This window comes from Arthrobacter sp. Y3223151, assembly GCF_059091125.1.
In genome coordinates, this window is the sequence record NZ_JBNHGI010000002.1 from 296,666 (window position 1) to 321,871 (window position 25,206).

Below are 25,206 nucleotides of genomic sequence, written 5' to 3' on the forward strand. Positions count from 1 at the left end.
TTCATGCAGCAGGAACGGGGCCCGTCTGGACGCCGGCGCACATCAGGCAGCCCAGTCCGTCACATGCCCGGCCTCGCGCTCGACGCGCGTGGCTGCAGGCACCATGGTACTCAGCCGCTCCGACCGGCGATAGGGTCTACGCTCACCTGCCGGCCAAGGCCCGGCCGACAAGGGCGGGCTCAGGGTTCGTCAGGACCTCGCCGCCCAGCAACACCGTGGGGACGGTTTCATTTCCGTGGTTGTGCTGCCGGACGTACGCCGCGCCGTCCCGGTCCTGCCAGATGTTCACCCAGTGGGCGGCCCGGCCGTGGCGGCCCAGGGTTGCCCGGAGCCGCAGGCAGTAGACGCAGCCGGGCCGCCAGAAGATGACCACCCGGCCGGAGTCGTCGGTTTGGTCCCGCAACGTGGTCCAGGGGGCGGCCCGCCGGCTGCCGAAGAAGGGACTGACCGCCCACGCGCCGGCCAGCAGCAGCGTGGCGAAGATGATGCCGGGCAGCCATTCGCCGTCCTGGCCCTTATAGAGCAGGGCAGCCACGCCCAGCCCGGCCAAAGCTGCTGCGGGAAACCATCGCTCGTAGCGTTTCATGGACACAGCGTACGCGCGCCCTACCGCCGGTCCCGACGCCTTCCCTCCGCTTTTGCCTAGGTTTCTCCCAGCTTTCGCCACGGCAACACACATGGTGGGCCAGTAGTGTCGCTGACTTATGCACCGAGATGGGAGAACAGTGTGACTAAGAAGTGGTTATTGAGCCTGGCCGTTGCCGGCTCCATCGCCGTCCTCACCGCTTGCGGGGCGCCGGCGGAGAGCGGTTCGAGCCCGGCGGCCTCCGCGGAAGCCGGCGCGGGCGCGGAAGTGCAGGCCCAGCTGCCGGAGCCGGATCTTGAAGGCATTCCGGACGTGGTGGCCGTGGTCAACGGGACGGAAATTCCCAAGGACAAGTTCACCGCCGCGTACGAAGGGCAGTTCCAGCAGATGGCCATGCAGTCCCAGATGACGGGGCAGGAAGTGGACCAGGACGCGCTGAAGAAGCAGACGGCCGAGGCCATGGTCGGCACGCAGCTGCTGATCCAGGAAGCGGACACCCGCGGGATCAAGGCGTCCGACAAGGAGGTGCAGGCCTCACTGGAGGAGATGGCGAAGGCCAACCAGTTCAAGACCGTGGACGAGCTCATGGCCGCCATCAAGGAACAGGGCATGACCGAGGGCGAGGTCAATGCCGAGATGGAGACCCAGGTCCGGGTGGACAAGCTGATTGCCGAGGAGGCAGGCGACGCCAAGCCCACCGAGGACGAGCTGAAGGCCGCCTACGAGCAGGCCAAGAAGCAGCAGGAGCAGATGGGCGAACAGACCGGCCAGAAGGCCGAGGTCCCCTCGATGAAGGAAATGCGGCCGAACCTGGAACAGCAGATCCAGGCGCAGAAGGAAACCGAAGCCACGCAGGCCCTGGTGACGGACCTGCGTGAGAAGGCGGACGTCAAGATCCACCTCTGATTCCTCTCTTGCGAAACTACGACGACGGTGCCCGCCTCAGCGGGCACCGTCGTCGTAGTTGTGGGGCGGCTGACGAAGTTGTCGGGCGGCTGACGGAACCGGGGCCCTACCCGCGCCTGACCTGTATCTTTTGCCGCGGCGTTTCCGGCCCCGGCTGCGGAACCGGGGCCTTGATCTCCAGCACCCCGTCCCGGTAGGTGGCGGTGATGTCCTCGTCCTTGACACCCTGGGGCAGCGGCACGCTGCGGGAGAAGGATCCGTAGCGGAACTCCGAGCGGTAACTGCCCTTCTCCTTCTGTTCTTTCCGCTCATGGCGCTCGGCGTGGATATGCAACTGCCCCTCGGAGACCGAAATCTCCGCATCCTTTTCCGGGTCGATACCCGGCAACTCGGCGCGGATCGTCAGGACGTTGTCCTTGATCTCCTCCTCCACCCGGATCATGGATTTTTCGTGTTCACCTTCGAAGAAGCGGCGGAACGGCTCCGCCAGTTCGAAGGGCGAGCGGCGCTCGAACGGCGACCACCTGGACACATCACTCATGGCTCACACTCCTGTGGCAGAAACCGGCAGGCCGGCGGCCAAGCGCCGCCCGCCCGTCATACCCTTCAGTTTTCGCAGGTGCAGGTCCCGGCATAACGCACCCGGTGCGTTCGGCACGGCTACATGGTATAGCTGCCCGGCATAAACCGGAATGGGTCAGGTCTGCGGGCGGATCGCGGCATAGAGCAGCATGTCCCGGCGCACGCCGCCGATGGTTTGGTAGCTGCGCAGCAGGCCCTCGCGGCCGAAACCTGCGGACTCGGCGGTCCGGACCGAGGCGTTGTTCCAGGGCTCGATGTAAAGCTCCAGCCGGTGCAGTTCCGGGATGGTCCAGGCGAAGGCCGCGAGCGCCGCGAGCGCATCCGCTGCCCGGCCGCGCCCCCGGTGTGCCGGGGCCATCAGGTAACCGGCGGTGGCCCGGCCTTCCGGCAGGTAGGTCAGCCACAGCCCGATCTGGCCGACCGCCCGGTCCGACTCCGAATCTGCCACCGCGAAGGAGTACCCCGCACCGGAGGTGAACCGCCCGTTCTGGCGCAGGATCCACTCCACCGCATCATCCTCCCGGCACGGCGAGGGAATGGAACTGATCAGCGGGATGTATGGATCCTGGGCCAGCTCCAACGCCAGGTGGGCGTCCTCGCTGCGGAATTGGCGCAGCACCACGCTGCCCCGCGCCGGCGTGACCTCCGGCCAAGCCAAGGGCAGGCGTGCATCCATGTCTGCGATGGTGCCGGTTCCCCTGCGCGTGGCCGGCACCGGCGGCGCGGAAGGGACCGGCGATACCTCCGGGCTCAAGTGGTTTCGGCCAGGACGTCCATGATGCCGCCCACGAACTGGTCCAGATCGCCCGGGTTGCGGGAGGTGATCAGGGTCCAGCCGTGCTCGCGGTCGATCACCACGGGCTCGTCGTCCCACTGGCCGCCCGAATTCATGATGTCCGCCTTGAGCGAGATATAGGAGGTGAGGGTCTTGCCGCGGGTGCGCCCGGTTTCCACCAGGAGCCACGGGCCGTGGCAGATGGCGGCGATCGGCCGGCCGGATTCGGAGAACGACCGCACGATGCCCTGGGCATCCGGATCCAGCCGCAGTTGGTCCGCGTTCAGCGTCCCGCCGGGCAGGACCAGCAGGTCGTAGTCGCCGTCGGAAACATCCGGCAAGGGTTTGTCCACCGGGATTTTTTCGCCGCGGTCCCAGTCCCCGACCATGGTTTCCACGTCGCCGGCTTCGGGTGCCGCGATCGTCACGTCGACCCCGGCCGCGCGCAGTTTTTCAACCGGGACTTTCAGCTCGTCCTGTTCGACGCCGCGGTTGCTCACCGCTACCAGGACCTTTTTGCCTGCAATTTCGGGCATGTTTTCCGTCCTTCCAGTCGAGATGTTCGGACATCTTCCACCTTGCCATTGCTGGGAAGCGAAGCCAAGGCGCTGCCGCGCAGGTGCCGCCGCCGGCAGGCGCCCGGCGCCGTGCCAACTCTTGACGTGTCCCGGGGGCCGGGGTCAACTGGAGATCACGAACCGGCGCGACGTGCGCCGATCCAGTAAGGAGACGCCGTGAAGCTCCCACACCCCCGGGGTCTTGTCAGCGAGACATTGTTGAGCGCCCTGCACAGCAGCCAGATTCCCGACGCGCTCCCGGAGCTGCAGGCCGCGGCCGAGAACACGCTGGCCGTCACCGAGGACGTCCTGTTCGACGAGGACCTGCAGCTGGCACTGTTCTGCTTGTACGAACTTCACTACGGCGGGCTGGACGGCGTGGACGACTGGTGGGAGTGGAACCTGCCCCTCCTGCGGGTCCGCGCCCTGATCGAGCAGCGGATGGAGGCCCGGCTGCGGGCGGCCGTCTCCGTTTCGGCCCCGCAACAGCTTTCGCCGCAGGCGGTGGCGGACCGGCTGTTCGAGCTGGCGGCCGACGACGACGGGCCCAGCCTCTCCGCGTTCATGGCCCGCGAGGCCTCGCTGGAACAGGCCAAGGAATTTTTGGTCCTTCGCTCGGTGTACCAGTTGAAGGAAGCGGATCCGCACACCTGGGCCATCCCCCGGCTGGACGGGCGGGCCAAGTCGGCCATGGTGGAGATCCAGGCCGACGAATACGGGGGCGGCAAGCCCGGCCGGATGCACTCGGAGCTCTTCGCCCGCACCATGCGCGGCCTGGGGCTGGACCCCTCCTTCGGAGCCTATGTGGACTCCGTCCCGGCCATCACGCTGGCGTCGGTCAACAGCATGTCGCTGTTCGGGCTGCAGCGGCGGCTGCGCGGAGCGATCTGCGGCCACCTGGCCATTTACGAGATGACCTCTTCGATCCCCAACGGCAAATACGCGCGTGGTTTCCGCCGGCTGGGTTTCGACGGCGATGTGACGGAATACTTCGAGGAACACGTGGAGGCCGATGCTGTCCACGAACAAATCGCCGGGCGGGACCTGGCCGGCGGGCTGATCGCCGAGCACCCGGTCCTGGCGGCCGACGTGTTCTTTGGCGCGGGCAGCGCGCTCTACCTGGACGGGCTGGCCGGCGGCTGGCAGCTGGATGCCTGGAGCTCCGGCCGTTCGGCGCTGCGCCAGCCCCTGGATGCGGGCCAGCAGGCACCGGTCGCCGCCGGCGCCTCGGTGTGAGGATCGAGTACGTCCTGCCGCTGAAGTGGCAGGACGGTGGCGGCGACGCCGAACTGACCCGGTATCTGCTGTCCCTGCCGGAGTGGGTGGACGTGACGGTGGTGGACGGCTCGGCGGAGCCGGTTTTCGCCGGGCATCACCGACTCTGGCGGCGGCGCGTGCAGCATCTCCGCCCGGACGGGCCGCCCACGCCCAACGGGAAGGTGCAGGGGGTGCTGACCGGATTGCGGCACGCGCGGCATGACCGGGTCATCATTGCCGACGACGACGTCCGTTACACCCCGGAGAACCTTGCCGCCGTCGCGGAATTACTGGGGCAGGCCGAGCTGGTGCGCCCGCAGAACTACTTTGCCCCGCTGCCGTGGCATGCCCGCTGGGACACCGCGCGGTCCCTCCTGAACCGGGCGATCGCGTCCGACTACCCCGGCACGCTCGGCGTCCGCCGCTCGCTGCTGCTGAGGACCGGCGGCTACCGCGGCGACGTGTTGTTCGAGAACCTGGAACTGATCCGCACGGTCCAGGCGGCGGGTGGACGCCAGGTGTGGGCCGACGGCATCTATGTCCGGCGGCTGCCGCCGACCTTCCGGCACTTCGTGGGCCAGCGGGTCCGGCAGGCCTACGATTCACAGACCCAGCCCGCGCGCCTGGCCGTCGAACTGCTGCTGGCCCCGCTCCTGCTGCTGCAGGCCCGCCGGCCGGCGGGCTACGGGGTGTGGGCCGCCGCCGCCGTCGTCCTTGCGGAAGCGGGGCGGCGGCGTGCCGGCGGTGCCCGCGTGTTCGGCGCGCGCGCCGCGCTGTGGGCACCGCTGTGGGTGCTGGAGCGGGCCGTGGCCTCATGGCTTGCCGTGGGCTGGCGCTGTGCGGGCGGCGTGCCGTATGCCGGCCGTCGGCTGCGGAGCGCGGCCAGCAGCCCGGCCTCACTGCGGCGGCGGTTCAGCCACCTCAACGCCTCGATAGGAGAAAACAATGATGAGCCAGGAACCGACGGAAATCGTCGTCTGCCCCGACGGGCCGCTGCTGGTGCGCGGTGACTTTGCCCTCGTGGACGGCGACGGGGCGGCGGTGCCCCGCACGCGGGAGACGGTTGCCCTGTGCCGCTGCGGCGCGTCGGGCATCAAACCGTACTGCGACGGAACGCACAAGCTGCTCGCGGCGAGGCGGAAGGCCGCGCAGTAGCGCGGTCGTGCGGCCCAGTAGCCCGGTGGAAGTCGGCGCAGTAGCGCGGTTGTGCGGCGTCGTAGCTCGCCCGCGCGACGCTGCAGGAGCGCCACGCGACGCTGCTGAGGGTGCGCCGTGCCTGACGAAGTGAACGACGACGCCGGGGCACCGTCCCGGCCAGTCGACGGGCTGCGTGAAGAGCGCTTTCTGGGCGGGCGGGACCTGACCAGGTGGAGCACGCCGCCGGGCAGGTTCCTGGCGCGGGGAATGCACCGCCTCAGCAGCATCCTGGGTCCACACGCCGCGTTGATCCTCACGCTGGCCGCAGGAGCGCTGGTCGCCGTGCTGCTCACCGTCGCGTCGGCGGAGATCTACGAGGCGGTGACCGACGAAGACGGCGTTGCCGAATTCGATCAGCCGGTCCTGGACGCGGCACAAAGCGTCCGGTCGCCCTGGCTCAATACGGCGGTTACCGCGTTCACGAACATCGGCGGGCCCATCGGGATGCCGATCCTCGCGTTGCTGGTCATGGCTATCCTGACCTTCCGCCGGCGGTCCTGGACGCCGGCCATCCTCATCACCACCGCCGCCGCCGGGTCGCTGTTGATGACGGTTGCCGCCAAGCAGTTCATAGGACGCGCCCGCCCGGCGCTGCGGGAGGCGGTGCCGCCCTTCGAATATTCGGCGTCCTTTCCCAGCGGGCACTCCCTCAACGCGGTCGTCATCGCCGGCGTGGTGGCCTACCTGCTCATCCTGCGCCAGGCCAGGCGGCGGTCGAAGATCCTCACGGTCGGCGCCGCGGCCCTGTTCGCGGTGGCCATGGGATTGAGCAGGGTCTTTCTGGGCCATCACTGGTTCACCGATGTCCTGGTCGCCTGGACCCTCGGCGTAGCGTGGCTGGCGCTGGTCATCACCGCCCACCGCCTGTACCTCACCGTCTGGCACCGCGGGGCCGGCCGGGAGTCAACCAGAAGGAGATCCCCGCCCGCGGCACCCTAGCGGCACCTCGGGCAGATGCCTTCAGGCGGGTTCGACCAGGACGCCGGCCAAGGTTGCCGAGCACCCCGCTGGCGAGTGGGCGGGGATAGTCTGGAAGTCCCGACGTACAAGGAGATGCCCATGAGTTCCGTCCTCCCCACCCTGCTCACCAGCACCGGCCTGCTCGGCGGTTTCAAGACCGGCCAGGCGACCAAGAACCGCCCGCTGGCCGGCGCCGTGCTGGCCGCTGCGGGAGCCGGAGCCTTCGCGATGTGGCAGCGCAACGCCGGCACCGGCCGGGCGGCGGCACTGACCGGTGGCTATCTGACGGCCTTCGGCGTGTCCCACCCGCTGGCCAAGAAGATCGGCGCCTGGCCGGCGGTTTATACGGTGACGGCTGCGACAGCACTGGCTTCGCTGGTCTTCGGCCGCAAGCGCTGACCGCCCCCCAGCGCGCGGGCGTCAGGCCGCCGGCAGGTCCCAGTACAACCGGCCGGCATCGGTTCGCGCACCCGCCGACGGCTCGTGCAAGGATTTCTTGCCGCCGGGCAGCAGGTGCACCACCTCAAAGGCGTGCAGCAGTACCAAGACGTCCGAGATGATCCGGCGGTGGCAGCGCCACCACACGCTCTCGCTGCACATGATCGCCACGTCGGCGGCCTCGGCGTCGGTCAGCAGGCGTCCCAGTCCGTTGGCAAATTCCGGGGTGCGGGTGTAGGCGGCATAGGCCCGGAACGCAGCGACTTGCCACCAGCTGTCCGGCTCCGGCTCGCCGGCGGGAATCCGCCGTCGTCCGCCCAACTCTTCTTCCCAGCGGTAGCCGAGGCCCGCCGTCGGAAGCCATTCGGTGAGCGCGTCGCGGCCCATGTCCGGATGCTTGCGGCTGCCCGGGAAGCGTCGGACATCGAGGACCTTTTGCACGCCGGCACCGTGGAGCAGTTCGGCCAGCTCTTCGGGCGTGCTGGTGCCGTGACCGACCGTGTACAGCCGGCGGTGTACGTCTTGTGGCATCTGCGACCCCGGGTTAACGCGGGACCGAACCGTTCTTGCGGCTTACGCGGGTGCGGTAGCGCAGCTGGATGATGCGGGCAGCCCCGGCGGCGGCGACGAAGATTCCCCCGGCGACCGACGCCACGAACAGCGCCAGCCCCAGTGCGACCTGCCCCTCGAAACCGAAATAGCGCAGCAGGACCTGGTCCTGGTTCTGCGCGATGAACACAATCAGCAGCACCAGCAGGAGCAGGGCAACGACCACCGACGTCCAGATCATCCCCAGCCGCGTGCCTTGTTGCCTCGCCTCGCGCCCATCCTTGCCTGTCCCGCCGGTTTTGGGCCCAAGGCCGTCGGGCGTGCCCTGCCCGGAGCCACCGGACGGCCCGGCTCCCGATCGGCCGGTGTTGGTGCCCCCGGCCTCGGCTCCGTCCCGTCCCGTGCCCTGCGGATTGGAAGTCATTGCTGTCCTGCCTTTCGCCGCGGCGCCTTTTCCCTCAGCGTAGACGATGCATCAGCGCAGCGACACCGGCGTCAGACCGTGAACACGTCGTGCACCGCGACGTGATGCACTTCGATGTGGCCGCCTGGCAGCTTCCAGCCATGAACGGGACGGCCTGCCGCATGGCCGAGCCTTCGAGGTCCGCTGCCGGCCCTTGCTAGTCCGCGAGGTTGCTGCGCAACAGCTTGAAAAAGCGCTTCTGGTAGTCCGGCCATTCGTCGCTCACCAGGACGCGTTCAATCCCCTGCCGGACCCACTCGGCGTCCCAGTAGCCCAGCTTGACCAGTTGGGGCAGCAGAACCGCCAGCTTGCGGTTCTCCCAGGGATTGCCCTCATCGAACTGCATAGCGCTGGCACCCTTGATTCCGGGTACGTGGAACAGTTCCTTGAGCGTCACGTCGATTAGGCCCGGCCGCGCCCGCAGGAACTTTAGAAAGTCGATGGCTTTAACCTGCGTCTGGCTCAACAGCAGGAGCATCGCGCCTCGATGCGCCGGGGCGGGCACGAGGCCGTCGCGGACCCAGTCAAACATCGCGTCGATACCGCGGTTGCGGTCCCAGCCTTTGGGATTGCGCAGGTAGCGGGCCGCCCATGCCTCGACGAACAGGTCCAGGTGGCCCGGAAACAACACCGGCGGCACGTCGCGCGCAACTTTGAAATCGGTGTAGGACAGGCCGGCGGACCGTTCCGCGCCGATGCAGGCCATGTGGGCGATGTCCGCGGCGGCCCAATGATCGGGCTGCAACGGGCCCCGCCACCACCCGTCCGGCGAGCGCTCGCCGGTCGGCTCTGCCGAGACCACCATCCGGAGCCTCCGGACCATCGACTTCTGGCGCCGCTTTTCGCTGTCCGGCATGGCTGCCGCGTAGCCAAGGACCCCGGCGCGATCACCGGCGCTCAGCAAGTCGAACAGCGGATTGTCGGCGGCCGGCACCGGCCCGGGATCGGTCATACCGCCAATCTAACCTGCCGGGTTCCGGGCTTGGCCTAGCCCGGTCCCGGTGGTTGTACGTTCCAGCCACCCCATAGGCTGGCATCATGGACTCCCCTATCCAGAGCTATCTCCGCACCCTGCACGCCGAGCTCGCCGGCCTCAAGGACGGCAAGCCGTACGGCGGGATTCCCGCGATGGCCGGCGCGGACCCGAACAAGTTCGCCATCTGCTTGGCCACCGTGGACGGCTACGTGTACGAGGTCGGCGATTCGAACGAAGAGTTCACCATCCAGTCCATTTCCAAGCCCTTCACGTACGGGCTGGCGCTCTCCGACCTGGGTCTGGACGCCGTGGACCGCAAGGTGGACGTGGAGCCGTCGGGCAACGCCTTTAACGAGATCTCGCTGGCTCCGGGCACCGGCCGACCGGCCAACGCGATGATCAATGCCGGGGCGCTAACCGCCACCTCCCTGATCAAGGGCAGCGGCGGCAAGACGGGTTTCCGGCGCATCCTTGAGCACTATTCCGCCTTCGCCGGCCGCGACCTGTCGGTCAGCGAGCGCACGTTCCAGTCGGAGGCGCGGCACGGCTACCGCAACCGGGCGCTGGCCCACCTGCTGCGCTCCTTCGAGATCATCGAGCAGGATCCGGATCCGGTGGCCGAGGACTACTTCCGGCAATGCTCGGTGCTCGTCACTTGCCGCGACCTCTCGGTCATGGCGGCCACCCTGGCCAACGGCGGCACGAACCCGCTCACCGGAAAGCAGGTGCTGGACCTGGAGGTGGAGGAACGGGTCCTCTCCGTGATGGCTACCTGCGGCATGTACGACGACGCCGGTGCGTGGCTCTCGGACGTGGGCATGCCGGCAAAGTCCGGGGTCGGCGGCGGCCTGCTCGCGGTGCTGCCGGGCCAGTTGGGCCTGGCCGTTTATTCGCCGCCGCTGGACGACCACGGCAGCAGCGTGCGCGGCGTGGCGGCCAGCCGGCGGATCTCGCACGACATGGGGCTGCACTTCGTCCGGGCCGCGCGCACCGGCCGCAACGCCATCCGCGCCAGCTACGACATCACCGACGCCCCCTCCGGGATCCGCCGCAACGACGAGGCCGCCGAGGTGCTGCGCGCCAACGGGCACCGCGCCCGCGTGATCGAGCTGAACGGAGACCTGCTGTTTGCCGGCACGGAATCCATGGTGCGCGAGGTCAGCGACCTGGACGAGTCGGTGGAACTCGTCATCCTGGACATGCGCCGGGTGGACGAAACCGCCCCGGTCGCCCTGGACATGCTGGAGCAGCTTCGCGCCTCGCTCGCGGATGCCGGGCGCGAACTGGTGATGATCGACGGCGAGGGCGCCCTCGCGCAGCGGTTCGAGGAATCCGGGCGGCCGGTGCCGTCGTTCGCCACCCGCAGCACCGCCGTCGAATTCGCCGAGAACCGGCTGATCGCCGGCTATGGCGACGAGCTCTGCAGGCCCGCCACGGTGGAGGTGCCCGATTCGCCCGCGCTCAGCCCGCTCGGCCCGGAGGACTCCGCCGCGCTCGCGGAGCTGATGGAAGAGCGCGAGTATGACGAAGGCGAGCTCATCCGCCGGGTCGGCCAGCGCTTCGCCGGTGTCTATTTCATCCTGTCCGGCCGCGTCACCACCACCTCCACCGGGCCGGAGAACACCAGGGTCAAACTCACCACCCTCAGCGCCGGCATGACGTTCGGTGAAATGGCGCTCGGCAGCGCGGACCGGCAGGAAACCACCGTGCGCGCCGTTGGCCCGGTTCGGGTCAGGCTCCTCCCGGCCGAAACCATGAGCCGGCTGGAGAGCGAAAACCCGCGCCTCGCCGTCGAACTCTGGAAAGCCCTGACCCGCGACGCGTACGCGCACGTGGACCGGTACATGCGCGAAACGGCCGTGCGCATCCGCGACTGACAGCTCAGAACGGGTACTGCGCGTGCCCGTTCTGCTGGATGGTGATCCAGCGCTCCTCGGTGAACGAATTGATGCCGGCCTGCCCGCCGAACTTGCCGTAGCCCGACGCCTGGATGCCGCCGAACGGGGCCATCGGCTCATCCAGCACCGGCTGGTCGTTGACGTGGCCAATGCCGGTCTTGAGCCGCTGTGCCACCTCGATGCCCTCGGCCAGGTTCTCCGTGATGACGCCCGAGGTCAGGCCGTAGTTAGTGTCGTTCGCCAGCTTCACCGCCTGTTCCGGTCCGTCCACCTCCATCACCGTCGTCGCCGAACCGAAGATCTCCTCGTCGTAGATCCGCATCTCTTCGGTGATCCCGGAGAGCACGGTCGCGGGCACCACGGCCTGGGCCGCCTTCCCGCCGCCGGCCAGCACCGTCGCGCCCTTGGACACGGCGTCGTCGATCAATGCATACTGCCGGTCCGCCGAGGCCTGCGTGACCTGCGGCCCGATCACCGTGTCCTGCTTCATCGGGTCCCCGGTGGGCAGCTTGGCGACCTTCTCCGCAAACCGGCTCGAGAACTCCTCGGAAATGCTGCGGTCCACGATCACGCGATCCACCGACATGCAGATCTGCCCGGCGTTCATGAACGAGCCGAAGGTCGCCGCTTGCACGGCGTAGTCGACGTCGGCGTCCTTGAGCACCACCAGGGAGTTCTTGCCGCCGAGCTCAAGCACCGCGGGCTTCAGGTTTTGCGCCGCCAGCGTGCCGATGATGCGTCCCACCTTGGTGGAACCGGTGAAGTTCACGTTCCGCACCCGGGGGTCGGAGACCAGGGTGCTCACCACCTCGTTCGCGTCCGCCCGGTCGTTCGTGATGACGTTCAGTACTCCCGGGGGCAGGCCCGCATCCAGCAAAGCGTCCGCCAGGAACAGGCCGCAGGAAAGCGGCGCGTCCTCGCTGGGCTTGAGCACCACGGTGTTTCCCACGGCCATCGGGATGGCCATGGCCCGCATGCCCAGGATGAAGGGCGCGTTCCACGGAGACAGCGCCGCCACCACCCCGTAGGGCTGCCGGACGGAGAACGAGAACTTGCCGGGCAGGTCGGTGGCCAGCACGTCGCCGCGCGGTGCGGTGGTGGCTGCGGCTGCCGAGCGCAGGATGTTGGCGGCGAGCTGGACATTAAACCCGGCCCAGACCGCCACGCCGCCCACTTCTCCGGCCATCAACTCGATGCCCTGCTGCATCCGTTCCTCGAACAGGTCCGCCGCTTTCAGGAAAATCTTGGCCCGCTGGGTGGGAGGCGTTGCGGCCCACGCGTCGAAGGCCGCCGAGGCCGCGTCAACCGCTCGCGTGACGTCTTCCGGCCCGGCGGCAGCGACGGTGGCGAAGGGTTCGCCCGTGTAAGGGCCGATGTCCTCGGTGGTCTTGCCGGAGGCTGCCGGGACGTGCTCGCCGTTGATGATCAACTCACGCGTGATGGGCATGGCGCTCATTCCTTTCCGAAGTGGCTGGGCCGCGCCGCCGGCCACAGCCGAAGCGCCGGCCGTCCCCGCAGCCCGGATAAGGCGGAGCCTACTCCCGCCGTCGGGCCCGGACAATGGCAAGGACGCGGATGAGGGCAGGCTGCCGGCCGCTTGCTTGCCTGCGTCATAAGTAAAAGCGTTTAAGTTGGCCGGTTATTACCGTTTTACGAAACTGTGTGTGAGCCGCATCATGGAATTCAGGTTCCGCCGGTACCACAGGCGGAAAGAATTTCGAGGAGCTCGACCCATGACCCTTTCCCTCAAGCCGCACGTCGTCACGCTGGGCACGGCGGGCGGTCCCCGCTGGTGGACCGGTGAGAACGCCGGCCGCCGCACCGGCATCGCCACCGCCGTCGTCGTCGGCGATGCCGTCTATCTAGTCGATGCCGGCAACGGCGTCGGACGCCAGCTGATGAAAGCTGGCCTGCAGGTTTCGTCCCTGCGCGGGATTTTCCTGACCCACCTGCACTCAGACCACACGATCGACTTGGCCGGGCTGGCGATTTTCGGCCTATTCACCCTCACCCCGGGACAGCGGAGCATCCGCATCCTGGGACCGGGCGACCGCGGTGAATTGCCGCCGCCCTCCCCCCGCGCCACGGTCCCGCCGTCGCCCGTTTTCCCGCAGTTGCCGACGCCGGGCACCCGGGACATGTTCCACCACCTGATGCAGGCGTACGCCACCGATCTCAACGACCGGGTCATCGACGCCCTGCGCCCCTCGCCGCTGGACTATTTCGTGGCCGAAGACATCGTCGTCCCCGAGGCCATCGGCTACCACCCGAACCAGAACCCGACGCCGGCCGGGATGGAGCCGTTCGAAATCTACCGCGACGAACTGGTCACCGTGACAGCGACCCTGGTGGAGCATCCGCCCGTGGCACCCGCCTTCGCCTTCCGGTTCGACACGGCCGAAGGCTCGGTCACGATCTCCGGCGACACCGCCCCTTGCCAAAACCTGGTGCGACTGGCCCGCGGCACGGACCTGCTCCTGCACGAGGCCATCGACTTCGACTGGGTGCAGCGGGCGTACGGCAGCATCGATACCGACGAAGCCCGGGCCTCCATCGACCACCACCGCAGGTCCCACACCTCGCCGCAGGACGCCATCGCGATTGCGCGGCAGGCCTGCGCCCGCACCCTGGCGCTGCACCACCTGGTGCCGGGAACCACGCCGGACGCCGTCTGGCAGGCACACGGCAAAGACTTCAACGGCACGTTCCTGATCCCCGACGATCTGGACGTTATCTCCTTCTCTTCCAGCGACCCGGAATTCACCGGAGTCGCCGATCATGACGAAATGGCGGTTGCACCATGAGCAATGACACGACGACGGCGTCGGCCCCTGCCACGAACGACAGGCAACCCGGGGACCTGAAGGTCCCCAGCCTCAACACCCCGGAAATGCGGCGCATCCTGGCGTCAAGCTTCCTGGGCAGCGCCATCGAATTCTACGATTTCATCCTCTACGCCACCGCGGCGGCGCTGGTTTTCAACACGGTGTTCTTCGTGAACCTGGACCCCGCAGTGGGGATCTTCGCCTCGTTCGCCACACTGGCGGTCGGCTACATCGCACGGCCGCTCGGCGGGATCATCTTCGGCCACTTCGGTGACCGGCTGGGGCGCAAGGGCGTGCTGATCACCTCCATGGTGCTCATGGGCGTCGCCACCACCCTGATCGGCCTGCTGCCGACCACGGCGCAGATAGGCATGGCCGCTCCGCTGGCGCTGATCGTCCTGCGCATCGTCCAGGGCTTGGCCGTCGGGGGCGAGTGGGGCGGTGCCATGCTGATGGGCCTGGAACACGCTCCAAAGGAACGCCGCGGGTTCGCGGCCAGCTTCGCCAACATGGGAGGTCCCGCCGGCGCGGTGTTGGCCACCCTCGCGGTTTCGGCCGTGTCCGTACTGCCGGACGAGCAGTTCCTGACCTGGGGCTGGCGGCTGCCGTTCCTGATCAGCATCGTCCTGGTGGGCATCGGCCTGATCGTCCGCCTCAAGGTTGCCGAGTCCCCGCTGTTCCTGGCGCTGGAGGACAAGGCCGAGGAGAAAAAGATCCCGATTCTCGAGGTGCTGACGAAGTACCCGAAGAACGTGATCATGGGCACGCTGGTGGGGATGAGCTCCTACACCGTCCAGGGCCTGATGACCGTCTGGGCCATCTCCTACGTGGTGGACGAGGTCGGCCTGGACCGCACCAGCGTCCTGAACGTCAAAGCGTTGGGCGCGGCGCTGACCGTCGTCGCCATCTGGTTTGCGGCCCGGCACAGCGACAAGCTCGGCCGCCGGCCCGTCATGCTGATCGGCATCACCGCCGGCGCGGTACTGGCCTTCCCCATCATGTGGATGCTGGAGCTCGGGACCCTGTGGCTGTTCGCGATCGGGCTGTTCCTGGCCAACGGCGTCATCCAGGGCACGATCTTCGGCCCGTTCGGGGCGTTTACCGCAGAGCTGTTCCCAACCCGGATGCGCTACACCGGCGCCTCGCTGGTCTACCAGCTCTCCTCGACTCTGGGCGCAGGTTTCACGCCAATGATCGCCAGCGGCCTGGTGCTGGCGGCCGGCGGCGCGCTGTGGCTGGTGGCGACAGTCTGGGCCGGCGCGTTCGTCCTCGCGGGGCTGTGCATCCTGGCGATCAAGGAAGGAAAGGACCAGGACCTTACCGCGGAGAACATGTAGTTCCTCCAGCCATGCGTTTAACCGCGACGGCGGCCGTTGCCCGGGGCAGCGGCCGCCGTCGCGGTTAAGCATTGTCACGCCGTCGTGTGCCCGCCCCGGCACTTTGCTGGCCGCGTCGCCGAGGCGGGTCACGCCGTCGTGTGCCCGCCCGTCACCTTGCTCGCCGAAACTGACAGGGCTGGGTCACGCCGTCGTGTGCTCGTCCCATCCGCTCGCCGCCGCGCCGCCGACCTCGGCGCAGAAGTCCAGGAATGTCCGCAGCCTGAGGCTGGGCCGGGTGACGCTGGCGTAGGCCACACAGACGTCGCTGTGCCCGACCGGTCCGTCGATTTCCACCGTGGCCAGGGGAAGCCCGTCGTAGCTGTAATTGCCCGGCGGGCGCTGCACCAGCACGGTGTAGCCGAGGCCGCGCGCCACCATGCCCCGCACCGCCTCAAAACTTGACGAACGCCAGGCGATCTTCGGATCCAGCCCGGACAGCCGCAGATTGACCAGCTGGTTGTCGCGCACGGTGGGGATGTCCAGCGAGACAAAGTCCTCTTCGGCCAGCTCGGCCAGCCGGACGCTTTTCCGGGAAGCCAGCGGGTGGTCCGCGGCCAGCAGGACGTAGGGCCGGCCTTCCTTGACGGTGCGGGCCTGCACGCCGGGCAACAGGTGCCGAGTGTGCGTCAGCACCGCATCCAGGTAGCCCTCTTGCATCCGGTGCTGCAGCTCGGCGGCTTCGCCTTCCTCCATGGTCACGGTGAGGCGCGGATGCGGCTTGATGAACCGTTCGCTGATCACCGGAACCCAGAAGGCGGACAGGGTGCTGTAACAGCCGATGGCCAGCGGGCCGACCAACCCCTGCTGGCGCTCGATGATGCTGTTCTGCACGTCGTCGGCATGCCGGACCAGGCTCCGGACGTCGCGCAGGAACTGCTGCCCGACGCCGGTCAGGGCGATTCCGCGGGACCGGTGCCGGACCATCAGCTGCGCGCCGACGATCCGCTCCAGCTCTGTCAGCGCTTGGGACATGGCCGCCTGCGAGATGTGGCTGGCGGCCGCGGCGGCCGAGATTGAGCCATGATCGGCCACTGCGACAAAGTACTGCAGCTGTTTAATCGTGAAGTCCACCACTCTGCCAGCGTACAAGTTGGCCCGCACCGGCTGCGTAACCAGCAGATTGTTGCGCCCGATGTACCGTGTCGGGCGCTTTCCAGCGGCCGCGGAGAGCTTGCGTGCTCCCCAACGATGGATGGCTTTCAGGTTATGCACAGGTAAATTTCAGGGCTTGGACAGTTACCGAACCGTTATGTAATGTTTTCATCACGTCGGCGATCATGCGCCGATGTCCTCGGAGGGTATTGCCTAGCTCTGCCAGCCTTTCCGAGTTCGTTCGCTAGACATCTGGCAGAGGCGGGGGACCCACTTTCCGGGCCCCTCTTGGGGCTCTTGGGGTTAAGTCGTACGGAGTGCATACCGCGCTGCCGCACGGCCGGGTGACTCCCACCCGAACCCGACAGCTTACCTCGCAGGCATTGGGAGAGGTATCTTCTTGCTGCTCAAAAACAATCGCGCACGCCACCGTGCCACCCCGGTCCGCAACGCCACCGTGGCCGGTCTGTCCCAGGCTGTCTCGTCCCGCGCCGGAACCGTCGGCCGCGGCGCCGCCGTCGTCACCGCCGCCGGTGGCCTGATGCTGGGTGCCGGCCTGCCGGCCAATGCCGCCGCCGATGTCACGGTCCCGACCTACGGCGCTGCCAACGCGACGGACACCGTTGCCGCTCCGGCCAACGCCGGCTTCGAGGTGGAGCGCGCTTCCGTTACCAGCTCGGCTGTCGACGCCGGTGCCACCACGCACACCGTGGTCGCGGGCGACACCGTGGGCACGATCGCCGCCCAGTACGGCAAAAATGTGCAGGACGTGTTGGCCATCAACGGCCTGGGCGCGTACTCGATCATTTACCCGGGCGACCAGATCGTGCTGACCGGATCCGCGCAGGGCACCCAGTCCGGTGGCGGCCAGGCAGCGCAGGGTGGCGGCGGAGCCGCTACGACCCTGGCTGCGTCGACCGACGCCGCGACTGTCTCGCTGGCCAGCGCCGACATCAAGCCCGCCTCAACCGGCGGCAACCAGAGCATCGTGGACATCGCCATGTCGGCACAGGGAACGCCCTACGTCTGGGGCGGCACCTCCACGGCCGGCTGGGACTGCTCCGGCTTCACCCAGTGGGTCTACGCACAGGCTGGTGTCGACCTGCCCCGCCTCAGCCAGCACCAGGGCAGCGCCCTGACCCCGACCAGCAACCCGCAGCCGGGCGACCTGGTGGTGCAGAACGGCGGCGGCCACGTGGGCATCTACTTGGGCGGCGGCAAGATGATCAGCGCCCTGAACCCGAGCCAGGGCACCTTGGTGCACGACGTGAACGCCATGCCCGTTACCGGTTACTACACGATGTAACCACCCCAAAGACTCCTGGACCGGCTATTCCCCCAACGGCCGGTCCAGGATCACAGGGAAGCCTCGTCGGCCTTGCGCCGGCGGGGCTTCTCCTCTTTTAACGCGTGCGGGGATTCTCACTCCACTTCTACTATGGGCGGGAGTGCTCCTCTTGACGGGGACCGGGGCGGGAACCATTCGCGCGCGTACCCTCCCCCGCAGGTGGCGGTTCGCGCCCGGCGGCGAGCACCGGCGTCGTTGTTTATTCGAGGTTGACGGCCGGGAATAGGAGTCAAAGGGGGCAGGTTAAGCTACTACTCCGCCTGCGCCCGGCGTTTTTGGGCTGTTTCCGGCCGCCCGCAACAGCACGATTTCCACTCGAGGATCTTCCCGTGAATAAAGATATGTCGACGAACAGAGCCTCGGCACGGCCCGGACCTGCCCGCAGCGGGCTGACGTCTGATGAGTCGTGGCCGGAACCGCCGCGTGATTGGCATCCTGTTGGTCTCAGCGTTCGTGGTGATCCTGAACGAGACCATCATGTCCGTCGCGCTGACCGAACTGATGGGCGACCTGGACATCAGCGCCCGCGCGGCGCAGTGGCTGACCACGGCGTTCATGCTGACGATGGCGGTGGTCATCCCGGTGACCGGGTTCCTTCTGCAGCGTTTCACCACCCGTCAGGTCTTCACCGCGTCGATGGCGCTGTTCTCCGCGGGAACGCTGCTGGCCGCGCTGGCTCCCGGGTTCGAAGTGCTGCTGGTGGCCCGCGTGGTCCAGGCGTCGGGCACCGCGATCATGATGCCGCTGCTGATGACCACGCTGATGAACCTGGTGCCGGCCGAGGACCGCGGCAAGACGATGGGCAACGTCTCGATTGTCATATCGGTGGCGCCGGCCATCGGCCCGACCATCTCCGGCATCATCCTCAACACCTTGTCCTGGCGCTGGATGTTCTGGCTGGTGCTGCCGATCGCGCTGGCCATGCTGGCGGTCGGCAACCGGCGGATCCAGAACGTGACCGAGCCCCGGCCGGTGCCGCTGGACCTGCCGTCCGTGGCGCTCTCCGCCATCGGCTTCGGCGGCCTGATCTACGGCCTCAGCCAGGTCGGCGCCGGGCACGGAACAACGACGGCGGGTCCGGGCACGGGTGCCGCCATGTGGGTTGCGTTTGCGGCCGGCGGCGTGGGGCTGCTGGTATTCCTGCTGCGTCAGGTCAGGCTGCAGCGCTCCGACAGGGCGTTGCTGGACCTGCGGACCTTCCGCTCCGGCAACTTCTCCGTGTCCGTCGGGCTGATGGCTGTCAGCATGGCCGCGCTGTTCGGCACCATCATTCTGCTCCCTATATATATGCAGCAGGTTTTGGGGCTCGAGCCGCTGCAGGTCGGGTTGATGCTGCTGCCGGGCGGGCTGTTGATGGGCCTGCTGGCCCCGGCCGTCGGACGGCTCTATGACAAGTTCGGCCCGATGGTGCTGCTGGTGCCGGGGACGACGGTAGTCAGCGCCGTGCTCTGGTTTTTCTCCACGGTCGGCGAGGACACCGCCCCGCTGACGCTGCTGGCGGCGCACATCGTGCTCAGTGTGGGCCTGGCGCTGCTGTTCACGCCGTTGTTCTCCGCTGGTCTCGGGTCGGTGCGGAGGCAGCTGTACTCGCACGGGAGCGCCGTCATCGGCACGGTGCAGCAAGTGGCCGGCGCCGCGGGCACCGCCATGTTCGTCACCGTCATGTCCATGCAGGCGGCCGCCCTTTCCGCCGGAGGTGCGGCAACGACGACGGCGGTGGCAGGCGGTGTGCGGATGGCTTTCCTGACCGGCGCCCTCATCTCCATCGTGGCCGTGGCGGCGGCGTTCTTCATCCGGAAACCGGTGGAGGAGCCTGCCGACGAGCCGGCTTCAGTGGACGGCGCGCCGGTCGCCCGCTGACGGTGCTTCTGGAGCCCAGCTGCACTTATCCGGCCGAGCTCCTTCACGCCCCAGTCGGTCGAGGTCCGGTCGCTTGAGCCGGTCAACGTCGGACTGCACACATCGAGAACGCTTGACGCTCGATTCCCGTGCTTGAGCACTCATTCACTTCTTCTCCACAGCCAGCCCCGTGCGCGTGCTCATCCACATACCGACCCTTGGTTCTCCTACCCTGTTCGAGGGCTTCATAGGCTGTATTTATGGCGATTGAGGTGCTGGATGAGGCTCCGGGAGCAGGGCAGGATGATTCCGTCCTGCTGGCCCGGATCCGCGCCGAGGTCAGTGAACTGAATCATCGCCTTCGGCGCGACGGGCTGACCCGCAGTACCAAGTCGGTGGCCCGGACGGCGGCACAGGTTGAAGAGCTGGCCAACATTGTTGGTCAAACCCAGCTGATTCTGGCTGGCATCATCAAAGCGCAAAACATCGCCGCCGTTGGAGAAACGGACAAGCCGCATGACCCCGAGGAACCAAATCAACGTCTGCGCGGCGCCTACAAAACGAACGAAGACTATCTGCGGGCGAAGCTGGGCATTCCCCGGCAGGAGGCTGCACGACGCTTCCAGCTCGCCGAAGCCACCGAAGTCCGCCCGGCGCCCCAGGGTAAGCCTGTTGTGCCGCCCAGGCTGCCGGTGCTCGCCCGTGCAATGGACGAAGGAATGGTCTCCGGCCAAGCCGCAACTCTTATCCGGAAGGCTGTCGACGGGCTGCGTCGCACCGCCTGCCCGGAGCAGCTCCGCAAGATGGAAGAGGCACTGGTTCAGCATGCCTCCGATTACGACACCGACTCGCTCAGGCTGCTGATCCGGCATTGGGAAGGCGGCCTCAACCCAACCGGCGCCGACCTGGGGCCAGCCGAGCTCAAAGCACGTCAGGGCCTGTTCTATCGCGGGCGGCGCAATGGCCTGCACTGCTACGAAATCAACGCCACCGACGAGCAGAACGAGGTTCTTGCAACCGTCTACAACACCGCCACCAACCCTCGGTTGAGGGAAGGAACGGCCACGGCCGGGGCAGTAGGATTCAACACGGTCGACGCACCTGACACCGACTCCCAAATGAACGGCGCTTCCGAGAACGACGCCGACACAGACGCGGATGCTGAGGACAGCGGAGCGGACGTTTTAGTTGATGCGACGGTAGAGGACGGGCGTACCCGCCAGCAGAAGCAGCTCGACGGACTCATTGGTGCCTGCAAAATCGCTCTCACCACCGATCTTCTGCCAGCCGCTGGCGGACGCCGCCCGCAACTGCTGGTCACCATCGACTACCAGGACTTGGCCTCCGAAGTCGGACGTCCGGGAACCAGCATCTTCTCCGGGCCGCTGACCGCCAAGACAATCCGGCGGATAGCTTGCGATGCCGACATCATCCCGGTGATCCTCTCCGGTACGGGTGCGATTCTGGATGTCGGCCAGTCCCAGCGGTTATTTCCGAAGTACATGCGGCTGGCGATCATTGCCAGGGACGGAGGTTGCGCCTTCCCCGGCTGTACTGCGCCCGCTCCCTGGACCGAAGTGCATCACATCCAGTGGTTTGAAAAGGGTGGTTTGACCTCTGTCGACAATGGCGTCTTGCTCTGCGGGCACCACCACCATCTGCTGCATCAGGGCGATTGGCGGGTCGAGGTGAGCAAGGGCGTGCCTTGGTTCTTACCGCCGCTCAGCGTCGACCCGGCTCAAAAGCCTCTTCGCAACCACGTGTGGTTGAAAGCCGCGCGGCTGCCCGAACGCCAGCCGGAGCCGGCCGAGGCGGGCTCAGGCTCCGGTCCGCCCGGCGGCCCTTCACCGGGTGGAGGCGGCCCATTAGACTCTGACGCGGCGGTCCGCAGGGCGGCCGTGCGCCACTCCAATCCGTCGCAGGTCCCGATGCAGTCGGAACTCGATATCGGGGTGGACAGAGCCGCGGGAGCCACCGCGCACAGCAAAAGTTCCAGTCCATTTGACGGTTGGCCAGCCCAGCCTGACATGCCCCCGTTCTGATAACGGGCGTTGCCGCCGGGCGCAACTCCCTCGGTGACCCATAAGCTCTCCCATTCCGCGCAAGAGCGTTTGGGAGTGGTCAGTTGGTTGCCTGACTACCCAGCACCGTTGTTGTCGCAGGCTTGCTGCATGGAGGCCAGGGCGTCGGCCGGAATCTGGTCGCCGGACTCGGCGATCTGCGACATCGGCCCTGTGATCTCGGCGGGAACGCCGGCTGCGTCGGCGGCAGAAACCAGACCCCCGAGCATCTCCTTTTCCTTTGGACCGATGCTGCCGTCCTGAATCGGGGCACACACCTGCTTGACTGCTTCCCCGACCGCTGCGTTGGCCAAGTTGGACGCGGCTTGGTTCACAGCCTCGGAAGCAGAATTAGCGGCCTGGTCGACGGCGTCGGAGGCGGCCTGCTCGACCTGCGCACAGCCGGTGGCAAGCAGGGCGACGAGCGGCAGCATGAGCAAGGCGGAGTTTCGGCGAATCACCCTGCAACTTTACTATGCCGCGGTAGCGTTCCCGATAACGCGTCCGCGTCGCCGGGCCGTTCCCTAGCGGTCCGCCGTGGACTCGTCGGCCGCGCCGGGCCGTTCCCTAGCGGTCCGCCGTGAACTTGCCCGCGGCGATGAGCAGGAGACCTCCGGCTGCGGCGGCCACGGCGCCGGTCACCGTACTTGCAGCCACCGTTGCCACCCCCGCCGCCATGAGCCAGCGGCCCTGGCGGCGCCGCTTCTGAACCTGTGCCGGCGGAGGACTTTGCTGGCCGACGATAGGCAGCGAAAGCGTGATCACCGCGCCGGTGTCGCCCTGCGCAGCCGCGTCGGCTCCCTGCTGAAAGTTCAGCGTTCCGGCGGGCATCGACAGCGCCCGGGCTAACGCCGGATCTTCGGCGGCGAGATGCCGTTTAATTTGTGCGAATTCGCGTCGTTCTGCGTCAGAAAGTTGCATCGTTGGTGCCGGCCCGTTCTGTGATGGACGCGTGCACCTGCGTGTGGTTCTTCATGGGATTTTTCCGGTGGGTACTGCGTAGGGCCTTTTAGCACTATGAAAATCAAAGACCGCCGAACAGTCGGTTGCGAAGTGTTACGCCGACGTGTCACGGGGAATGAAAAAGGGCGGATTTCACCGGCAGAAGCCCTCATTCGATGGGGCAATCCTAGCGCCCGAAAATGGCCGATCTCGGCCGGCGAGAGATCGACAAAAACGCAGCAGCTCGGCCGATCTGTGGCTACGCCTCAGGGGCACACGGTAGCCAGGCCGCACTCCCGGGCCATCGGGCCGTCAAAGGTAGTCAGCCGGCGGGGCCGTGGCTACGCTGGCAGAGAGGCACAACCTCACGGAGGAATCCAGATGGGCTTTGACCAGTACCACGAACCCGCCGCAGAGCTCTCCGCCGAGACGCGGACCTTTGCGCGAATGTGCGCCAACCTGACAGAGGAGGCCGAGGCGATCGGCTGGTACGAACAACGGATGTCCCTGGAGAAGGACCCGGAATCGGTCGCCATCATGGAGGATTCCCTGGCGGAGGAGTTCAAACATTTCAGCATGGACCTCGAGTTTCTCCTGCGCAGGAAGCCTAAATGGCGCCAGATCGCCCGGGGCACGCTCTTTCAGGACGGCGACATTGTGGCCAACGGCGGGGCGGCCGAGGCAGCAACGGCTGCCGGCACGGACGAAACTGTAGTCCCCGCGCCCGGGCCGGTCGGCCAGCCTCCGTCGGGTGCGGTAACTCGTACGTACCCTCGCCGGAGGCGACCCGGTTCTGATTCGTCCCTGGGAATCGGCAGCCTCAAGGAGGACTTCTCATGACCATGGATCACCTGCTGCGCGAGCACGCCCCCATCTCCGACGGTGGGTGGGAGCTATTGGACCGGGAGGCCAAGGAGCGGCTCACCGTCGCGCTCGGGGCCCGCAAAATGGTGGATTTCGCTGGTCCGTTCGGCTGGGAGTATTCGGCGACAAATCTCGGCCGCACCGAAAGCATCACGGGTCCGGCCCTGGCCGACGGCGTGGCGACGCGACGGCGCGGGGTGCTGCCCCTGGTGGAGATGCGCGCACCGTTCAAGGTTTCCCGGCTGGAACTGCTTGACCACGACCGGGGTGCGGCCGATGTGGACCTCACGGACTTGGCCGAGGCGGCGATGCAGATTGCCATTGCGGAGAACGCGGCCGTATTCCATGGCTGGAGACAGGTGGGCATTGAGGGGGTCACGAGCGCCACCCCGCATTCGCCGGTTCCCCGCGTGAATGACTTCAATGACTACCCCAAGCGTATTGCCAAGGCCGTATCGGCGCTGCTCCAGGCCGGCATCGGAGGTCCGTTCGGCCTGGCGCTCGGGCCCGGACACTACACGGCCGTGGTGGAGGCGACCGAGCGCGGCGGCTACCTGCTGTCCGAGCATCTGCGCAAGTTGCTGGGCGGTCCGATTGTCTGGGCGCCGGGAGTCCGCGGGGCGATCGTCATGAGCCTGCGCGGCGGGGATTTCCTGTTCGAATCCGGCCAGGACCTCTCGGTGGGGTATGACCGGCACGACGAAGAGTTCGTGTACCTGTACATCGAGCAGTCCTTCAGTTTCCGGGTGGCCACGCCGGAAGCCGGGATCCATCTCACCGGCAGCGACGGCTAAGACGGCGAAATCGGAGGGCCGGGCCCGCAGCGGACCCAGGCAAAACCCGCGAAAACCAGATGAGCCGCACCAGCCGCCAGGCGGGCGCCGCGCAGCCAGCACAGCGACAAGCAGTGACCGAACAAGGCACAGTTGGGGCCGGGTTACGGCCGGGCCGCCAGCGCCGCCTGTGATGCCGGCCATTGGCCGCCGCTCGACTCCGTGCCTAGATTGGGATGGACCACACCGAAAGGAACCCCATGTCACGCATTGCCATTTTCGGAGGCCACGGCAAGGTCGCGCTGCACTTGTCCCGCATCCTCACCGCTCAGGGCCACGAAGTCAGCTCCATCATCCGCAATCCGGACCACGTCGCCGATGTCCGGGAAACCGGTGCGGTGCCGGTGATCGCCGACGTCGAGAAGACGACCACCGACGACCTGGCAGACCAGCTGCGCGGCCACGACGCCGTCGTCTGGTCGGCCGGCGCTGGCGGAGGCAATCCCGCCCGGACCTATGCGGTGGACCGGGACGCGGCCATCCGGTCGATGGACGCAGCCGTGGCGGCCGGGGTGCAGCGCTACATCATGGTGTCTTATCTGGGCGCCGGCAAGAACCACGGCGTGCCGGAGGACAACGCGTTCTTCCCCTACGCCGATGCCAAGGCCGCCGCGGACGACTACTTGAAGTCCACATCACTGGACTGGACAATCCTGGGGCCAAGCTCGTTGACGCTGCAGCCCGCGACCGGGAAGATCCAAGCCGGACCGGGTACTCCCGGCGGTGAAGTGAGCCGCGAAGACGTTGCAATGGTGGCGGCCGAAGTGCTGGCCGTTCCTGCCACGGCAGGCAAGGTGATCGAGTTCATCAACGGCGGCACGCCGATCCGCGAGGCCGTCCGAAGCGTGTGATTTAACCACAGAACCCCGCGCTGGTCCCA

The 25,206-nt window shown here is 67.4% G+C and carries 26 protein-coding genes and 1 riboswitch; of the genes, 15 read left to right on the forward strand and 11 right to left on the reverse strand.

What is annotated here, in order from left to right; all coding sequences use genetic code 11:
- Positions 1-142: 142 nt before the first annotated feature.
- A complete protein-coding gene (locus tag AC5RUP_RS05150) occupies positions 143-586 on the reverse strand; it encodes a glutaredoxin family protein (RefSeq protein WP_494154327.1) in 444 nt (147 codons plus the stop codon).
- Between the two features lie 141 nt (positions 587-727).
- Between AC5RUP_RS05150 and AC5RUP_RS05155 the strand changes: the two genes are divergently transcribed.
- Positions 728-1,492, forward strand: coding sequence for a SurA N-terminal domain-containing protein (locus tag AC5RUP_RS05155; RefSeq protein WP_494158336.1), 765 nt, complete (start codon positions 728-730; stop codon positions 1,490-1,492).
- Between the two features lie 106 nt (positions 1,493-1,598).
- Here AC5RUP_RS05155 and AC5RUP_RS05160 read toward each other — a convergent pair whose 3' ends face one another.
- The 3 genes from AC5RUP_RS05160 to AC5RUP_RS05170 form a co-directional block, all read right to left on the reverse strand.
- Complete coding sequence (locus tag AC5RUP_RS05160) at positions 1,599-2,033, reverse strand: Hsp20/alpha crystallin family protein (RefSeq protein WP_494154329.1); 435 nt, start codon at positions 2,031-2,033, stop codon at positions 1,599-1,601.
- A 156-nt stretch (positions 2,034-2,189) separates the two neighbouring features.
- Positions 2,190-2,750 carry a GNAT family N-acetyltransferase gene (locus tag AC5RUP_RS05165; protein ID WP_494133606.1) on the reverse strand — a complete coding sequence of 187 codons (561 nt, stop codon included), beginning with the start codon at positions 2,748-2,750 and terminating at the stop codon, positions 2,190-2,192.
- Between the two features lie 74 nt (positions 2,751-2,824).
- Positions 2,825-3,385, reverse strand: coding sequence for a type 1 glutamine amidotransferase domain-containing protein (locus tag AC5RUP_RS05170; protein WP_494133607.1), 561 nt, complete (start codon positions 3,383-3,385; stop codon positions 2,825-2,827).
- 198 nt (positions 3,386-3,583) lie between these two features.
- On the opposite strand from AC5RUP_RS05170, the gene AC5RUP_RS05175 reads away from it, so the two are divergent.
- The 5 genes from AC5RUP_RS05175 (at position 3,584) to AC5RUP_RS05195 (ending at position 7,219) form a co-directional block, all read left to right on the forward strand.
- Positions 3,584-4,642 carry an iron-containing redox enzyme family protein gene (locus AC5RUP_RS05175; RefSeq protein ID WP_494154330.1) on the forward strand — a complete coding sequence of 353 codons (1,059 nt, stop codon included), beginning with the start codon at positions 3,584-3,586 and terminating at the stop codon, positions 4,640-4,642.
- Positions 4,639-5,673: a glycosyltransferase family 2 protein gene (locus AC5RUP_RS05180; protein ID WP_494158337.1), complete on the forward strand. Its 1,035-nt coding sequence runs from the start codon at positions 4,639-4,641 to the stop codon at positions 5,671-5,673. Before AC5RUP_RS05175 ends, AC5RUP_RS05180 begins: the two co-directional genes overlap by 4 nt.
- Positions 5,612-5,818 carry a CDGSH iron-sulfur domain-containing protein gene (locus tag AC5RUP_RS05185; RefSeq protein ID WP_494133610.1) on the forward strand — a complete coding sequence of 69 codons (207 nt, stop codon included), beginning with the start codon at positions 5,612-5,614 and terminating at the stop codon, positions 5,816-5,818. Before AC5RUP_RS05180 ends, AC5RUP_RS05185 begins: the two co-directional genes overlap by 62 nt.
- 117 nt (positions 5,819-5,935) lie before the next feature.
- Positions 5,936-6,799 carry a phosphatase PAP2 family protein gene (locus AC5RUP_RS05190; protein ID WP_494158338.1) on the forward strand — a complete coding sequence of 288 codons (864 nt, stop codon included), beginning with the start codon at positions 5,936-5,938 and terminating at the stop codon, positions 6,797-6,799.
- 120 nt (positions 6,800-6,919) lie between these two features.
- Positions 6,920-7,219, forward strand: a complete 300-nt coding sequence (locus tag AC5RUP_RS05195; RefSeq protein ID WP_494069231.1) for a hypothetical protein — start codon at positions 6,920-6,922, stop codon at positions 7,217-7,219.
- Positions 7,220-7,240: 21 nt separating this feature from the next.
- Here AC5RUP_RS05195 and AC5RUP_RS05200 read toward each other — a convergent pair whose 3' ends face one another.
- From AC5RUP_RS05200 to AC5RUP_RS05210, 3 genes are all read right to left on the reverse strand, one after another.
- Positions 7,241-7,789, reverse strand: coding sequence for a DUF488 domain-containing protein (locus tag AC5RUP_RS05200; protein ID WP_494154915.1), 549 nt, complete (start codon positions 7,787-7,789; stop codon positions 7,241-7,243).
- A 13-nt stretch (positions 7,790-7,802) separates the two neighbouring features.
- Positions 7,803-8,231: a LapA family protein gene (locus AC5RUP_RS05205; RefSeq protein WP_494154916.1), complete on the reverse strand. Its 429-nt coding sequence runs from the start codon at positions 8,229-8,231 to the stop codon at positions 7,803-7,805.
- 196 nt (positions 8,232-8,427) lie between these two features.
- Positions 8,428-9,222, reverse strand: a complete 795-nt coding sequence (locus AC5RUP_RS05210; RefSeq protein WP_494158339.1) for a hypothetical protein — start codon at positions 9,220-9,222, stop codon at positions 8,428-8,430.
- A gap of 86 nt (positions 9,223-9,308) precedes the next feature.
- Between AC5RUP_RS05210 and glsA the strand changes: the two genes are divergently transcribed.
- Positions 9,309-11,123 (forward strand): glutaminase A, encoded by a 1,815-nt coding sequence (glsA, locus tag AC5RUP_RS05215; RefSeq protein WP_494158340.1) that lies wholly within the window; start codon positions 9,309-9,311, stop codon positions 11,121-11,123.
- A 4-nt stretch (positions 11,124-11,127) separates the two neighbouring features.
- On the opposite strand, the gene AC5RUP_RS05220 is transcribed toward glsA, so the two are convergent.
- Positions 11,128-12,591: an aldehyde dehydrogenase family protein gene (locus tag AC5RUP_RS05220; protein WP_494154377.1), complete on the reverse strand. Its 1,464-nt coding sequence runs from the start codon at positions 12,589-12,591 to the stop codon at positions 11,128-11,130.
- A 286-nt stretch (positions 12,592-12,877) separates the two neighbouring features.
- Here AC5RUP_RS05220 and AC5RUP_RS05225 point away from each other — a divergent pair, with 286 nt between their 5' ends.
- Positions 12,878-13,948, forward strand: coding sequence for an MBL fold metallo-hydrolase (locus AC5RUP_RS05225; protein ID WP_494154378.1), 1,071 nt, complete (start codon positions 12,878-12,880; stop codon positions 13,946-13,948).
- The gene (locus tag AC5RUP_RS05230; RefSeq protein WP_494154379.1) at positions 13,945-15,306 is read left to right on the forward strand and encodes an MFS transporter; all 1,362 of its coding nucleotides are present in this window, start codon (positions 13,945-13,947) and stop codon (positions 15,304-15,306) included. The genes AC5RUP_RS05225 and AC5RUP_RS05230 overlap by 4 nt, the downstream gene beginning before the upstream one ends.
- A gap of 183 nt (positions 15,307-15,489) precedes the next feature.
- Here AC5RUP_RS05230 and AC5RUP_RS05235 read toward each other — a convergent pair whose 3' ends face one another.
- Entirely contained in the window at positions 15,490-16,422 is a 933-nt protein-coding gene (locus tag AC5RUP_RS05235) for a LysR substrate-binding domain-containing protein (RefSeq protein ID WP_494133620.1), read from the reverse strand.
- Positions 16,423-16,672: 250 nt separating this feature from the next.
- A riboswitch (cyclic di-AMP (ydaO/yuaA leader) is annotated at positions 16,673-16,837 on the forward strand.
- Between the two features lie 3 nt (positions 16,838-16,840).
- On the opposite strand from AC5RUP_RS05235, the gene AC5RUP_RS05240 reads away from it, so the two are divergent.
- The 3 genes from AC5RUP_RS05240 (at position 16,841) to AC5RUP_RS05250 (ending at position 21,669) form a co-directional block, all read left to right on the forward strand.
- On the forward strand, positions 16,841-17,746 hold the full coding sequence (locus tag AC5RUP_RS05240) for a C40 family peptidase (RefSeq protein WP_494158341.1): 906 nt from the start codon (positions 16,841-16,843) through the stop codon (positions 17,744-17,746).
- A 465-nt stretch (positions 17,747-18,211) separates the two neighbouring features.
- On the forward strand, positions 18,212-19,648 hold the full coding sequence (locus tag AC5RUP_RS05245) for an MDR family MFS transporter (RefSeq protein ID WP_494153794.1): 1,437 nt from the start codon (positions 18,212-18,214) through the stop codon (positions 19,646-19,648).
- A 239-nt stretch (positions 19,649-19,887) separates the two neighbouring features.
- Positions 19,888-21,669, forward strand: coding sequence for an HNH endonuclease signature motif containing protein (locus AC5RUP_RS05250; RefSeq protein WP_494153793.1), 1,782 nt, complete (start codon positions 19,888-19,890; stop codon positions 21,667-21,669).
- 95 nt (positions 21,670-21,764) lie between these two features.
- On the opposite strand, the gene AC5RUP_RS05255 is transcribed toward AC5RUP_RS05250, so the two are convergent.
- Both AC5RUP_RS05255 and AC5RUP_RS05260 read right to left on the reverse strand, forming a co-directional pair.
- Positions 21,765-22,148: a hypothetical protein gene (locus AC5RUP_RS05255; RefSeq protein ID WP_494153792.1), complete on the reverse strand. Its 384-nt coding sequence runs from the start codon at positions 22,146-22,148 to the stop codon at positions 21,765-21,767.
- Positions 22,149-22,254: 106 nt separating this feature from the next.
- Positions 22,255-22,608: a DUF3040 domain-containing protein gene (locus tag AC5RUP_RS05260; protein ID WP_494153791.1), complete on the reverse strand. Its 354-nt coding sequence runs from the start codon at positions 22,606-22,608 to the stop codon at positions 22,255-22,257.
- Positions 22,609-23,010: 402 nt separating this feature from the next.
- Between AC5RUP_RS05260 and AC5RUP_RS05265 the strand changes: the two genes are divergently transcribed.
- The 3 genes from AC5RUP_RS05265 to AC5RUP_RS05275 all read left to right on the forward strand — a co-directional run bounded on the left by AC5RUP_RS05265 (position 23,011) and on the right by AC5RUP_RS05275 (position 25,177).
- Positions 23,011-23,469 (forward strand): ferritin family protein, encoded by a 459-nt coding sequence (locus AC5RUP_RS05265; RefSeq protein ID WP_494153790.1) that lies wholly within the window; start codon positions 23,011-23,013, stop codon positions 23,467-23,469.
- Positions 23,466-24,287 carry a family 1 encapsulin nanocompartment shell protein gene (locus tag AC5RUP_RS05270; RefSeq protein ID WP_494153789.1) on the forward strand — a complete coding sequence of 274 codons (822 nt, stop codon included), beginning with the start codon at positions 23,466-23,468 and terminating at the stop codon, positions 24,285-24,287. The genes AC5RUP_RS05265 and AC5RUP_RS05270 overlap by 4 nt, the downstream gene beginning before the upstream one ends.
- Before the next feature lie 239 nt (positions 24,288-24,526).
- Positions 24,527-25,177, forward strand: coding sequence for an SDR family oxidoreductase (locus AC5RUP_RS05275; RefSeq protein WP_494069217.1), 651 nt, complete (start codon positions 24,527-24,529; stop codon positions 25,175-25,177).
- The last annotated feature ends 29 nt before the right edge of the window (positions 25,178-25,206 follow it).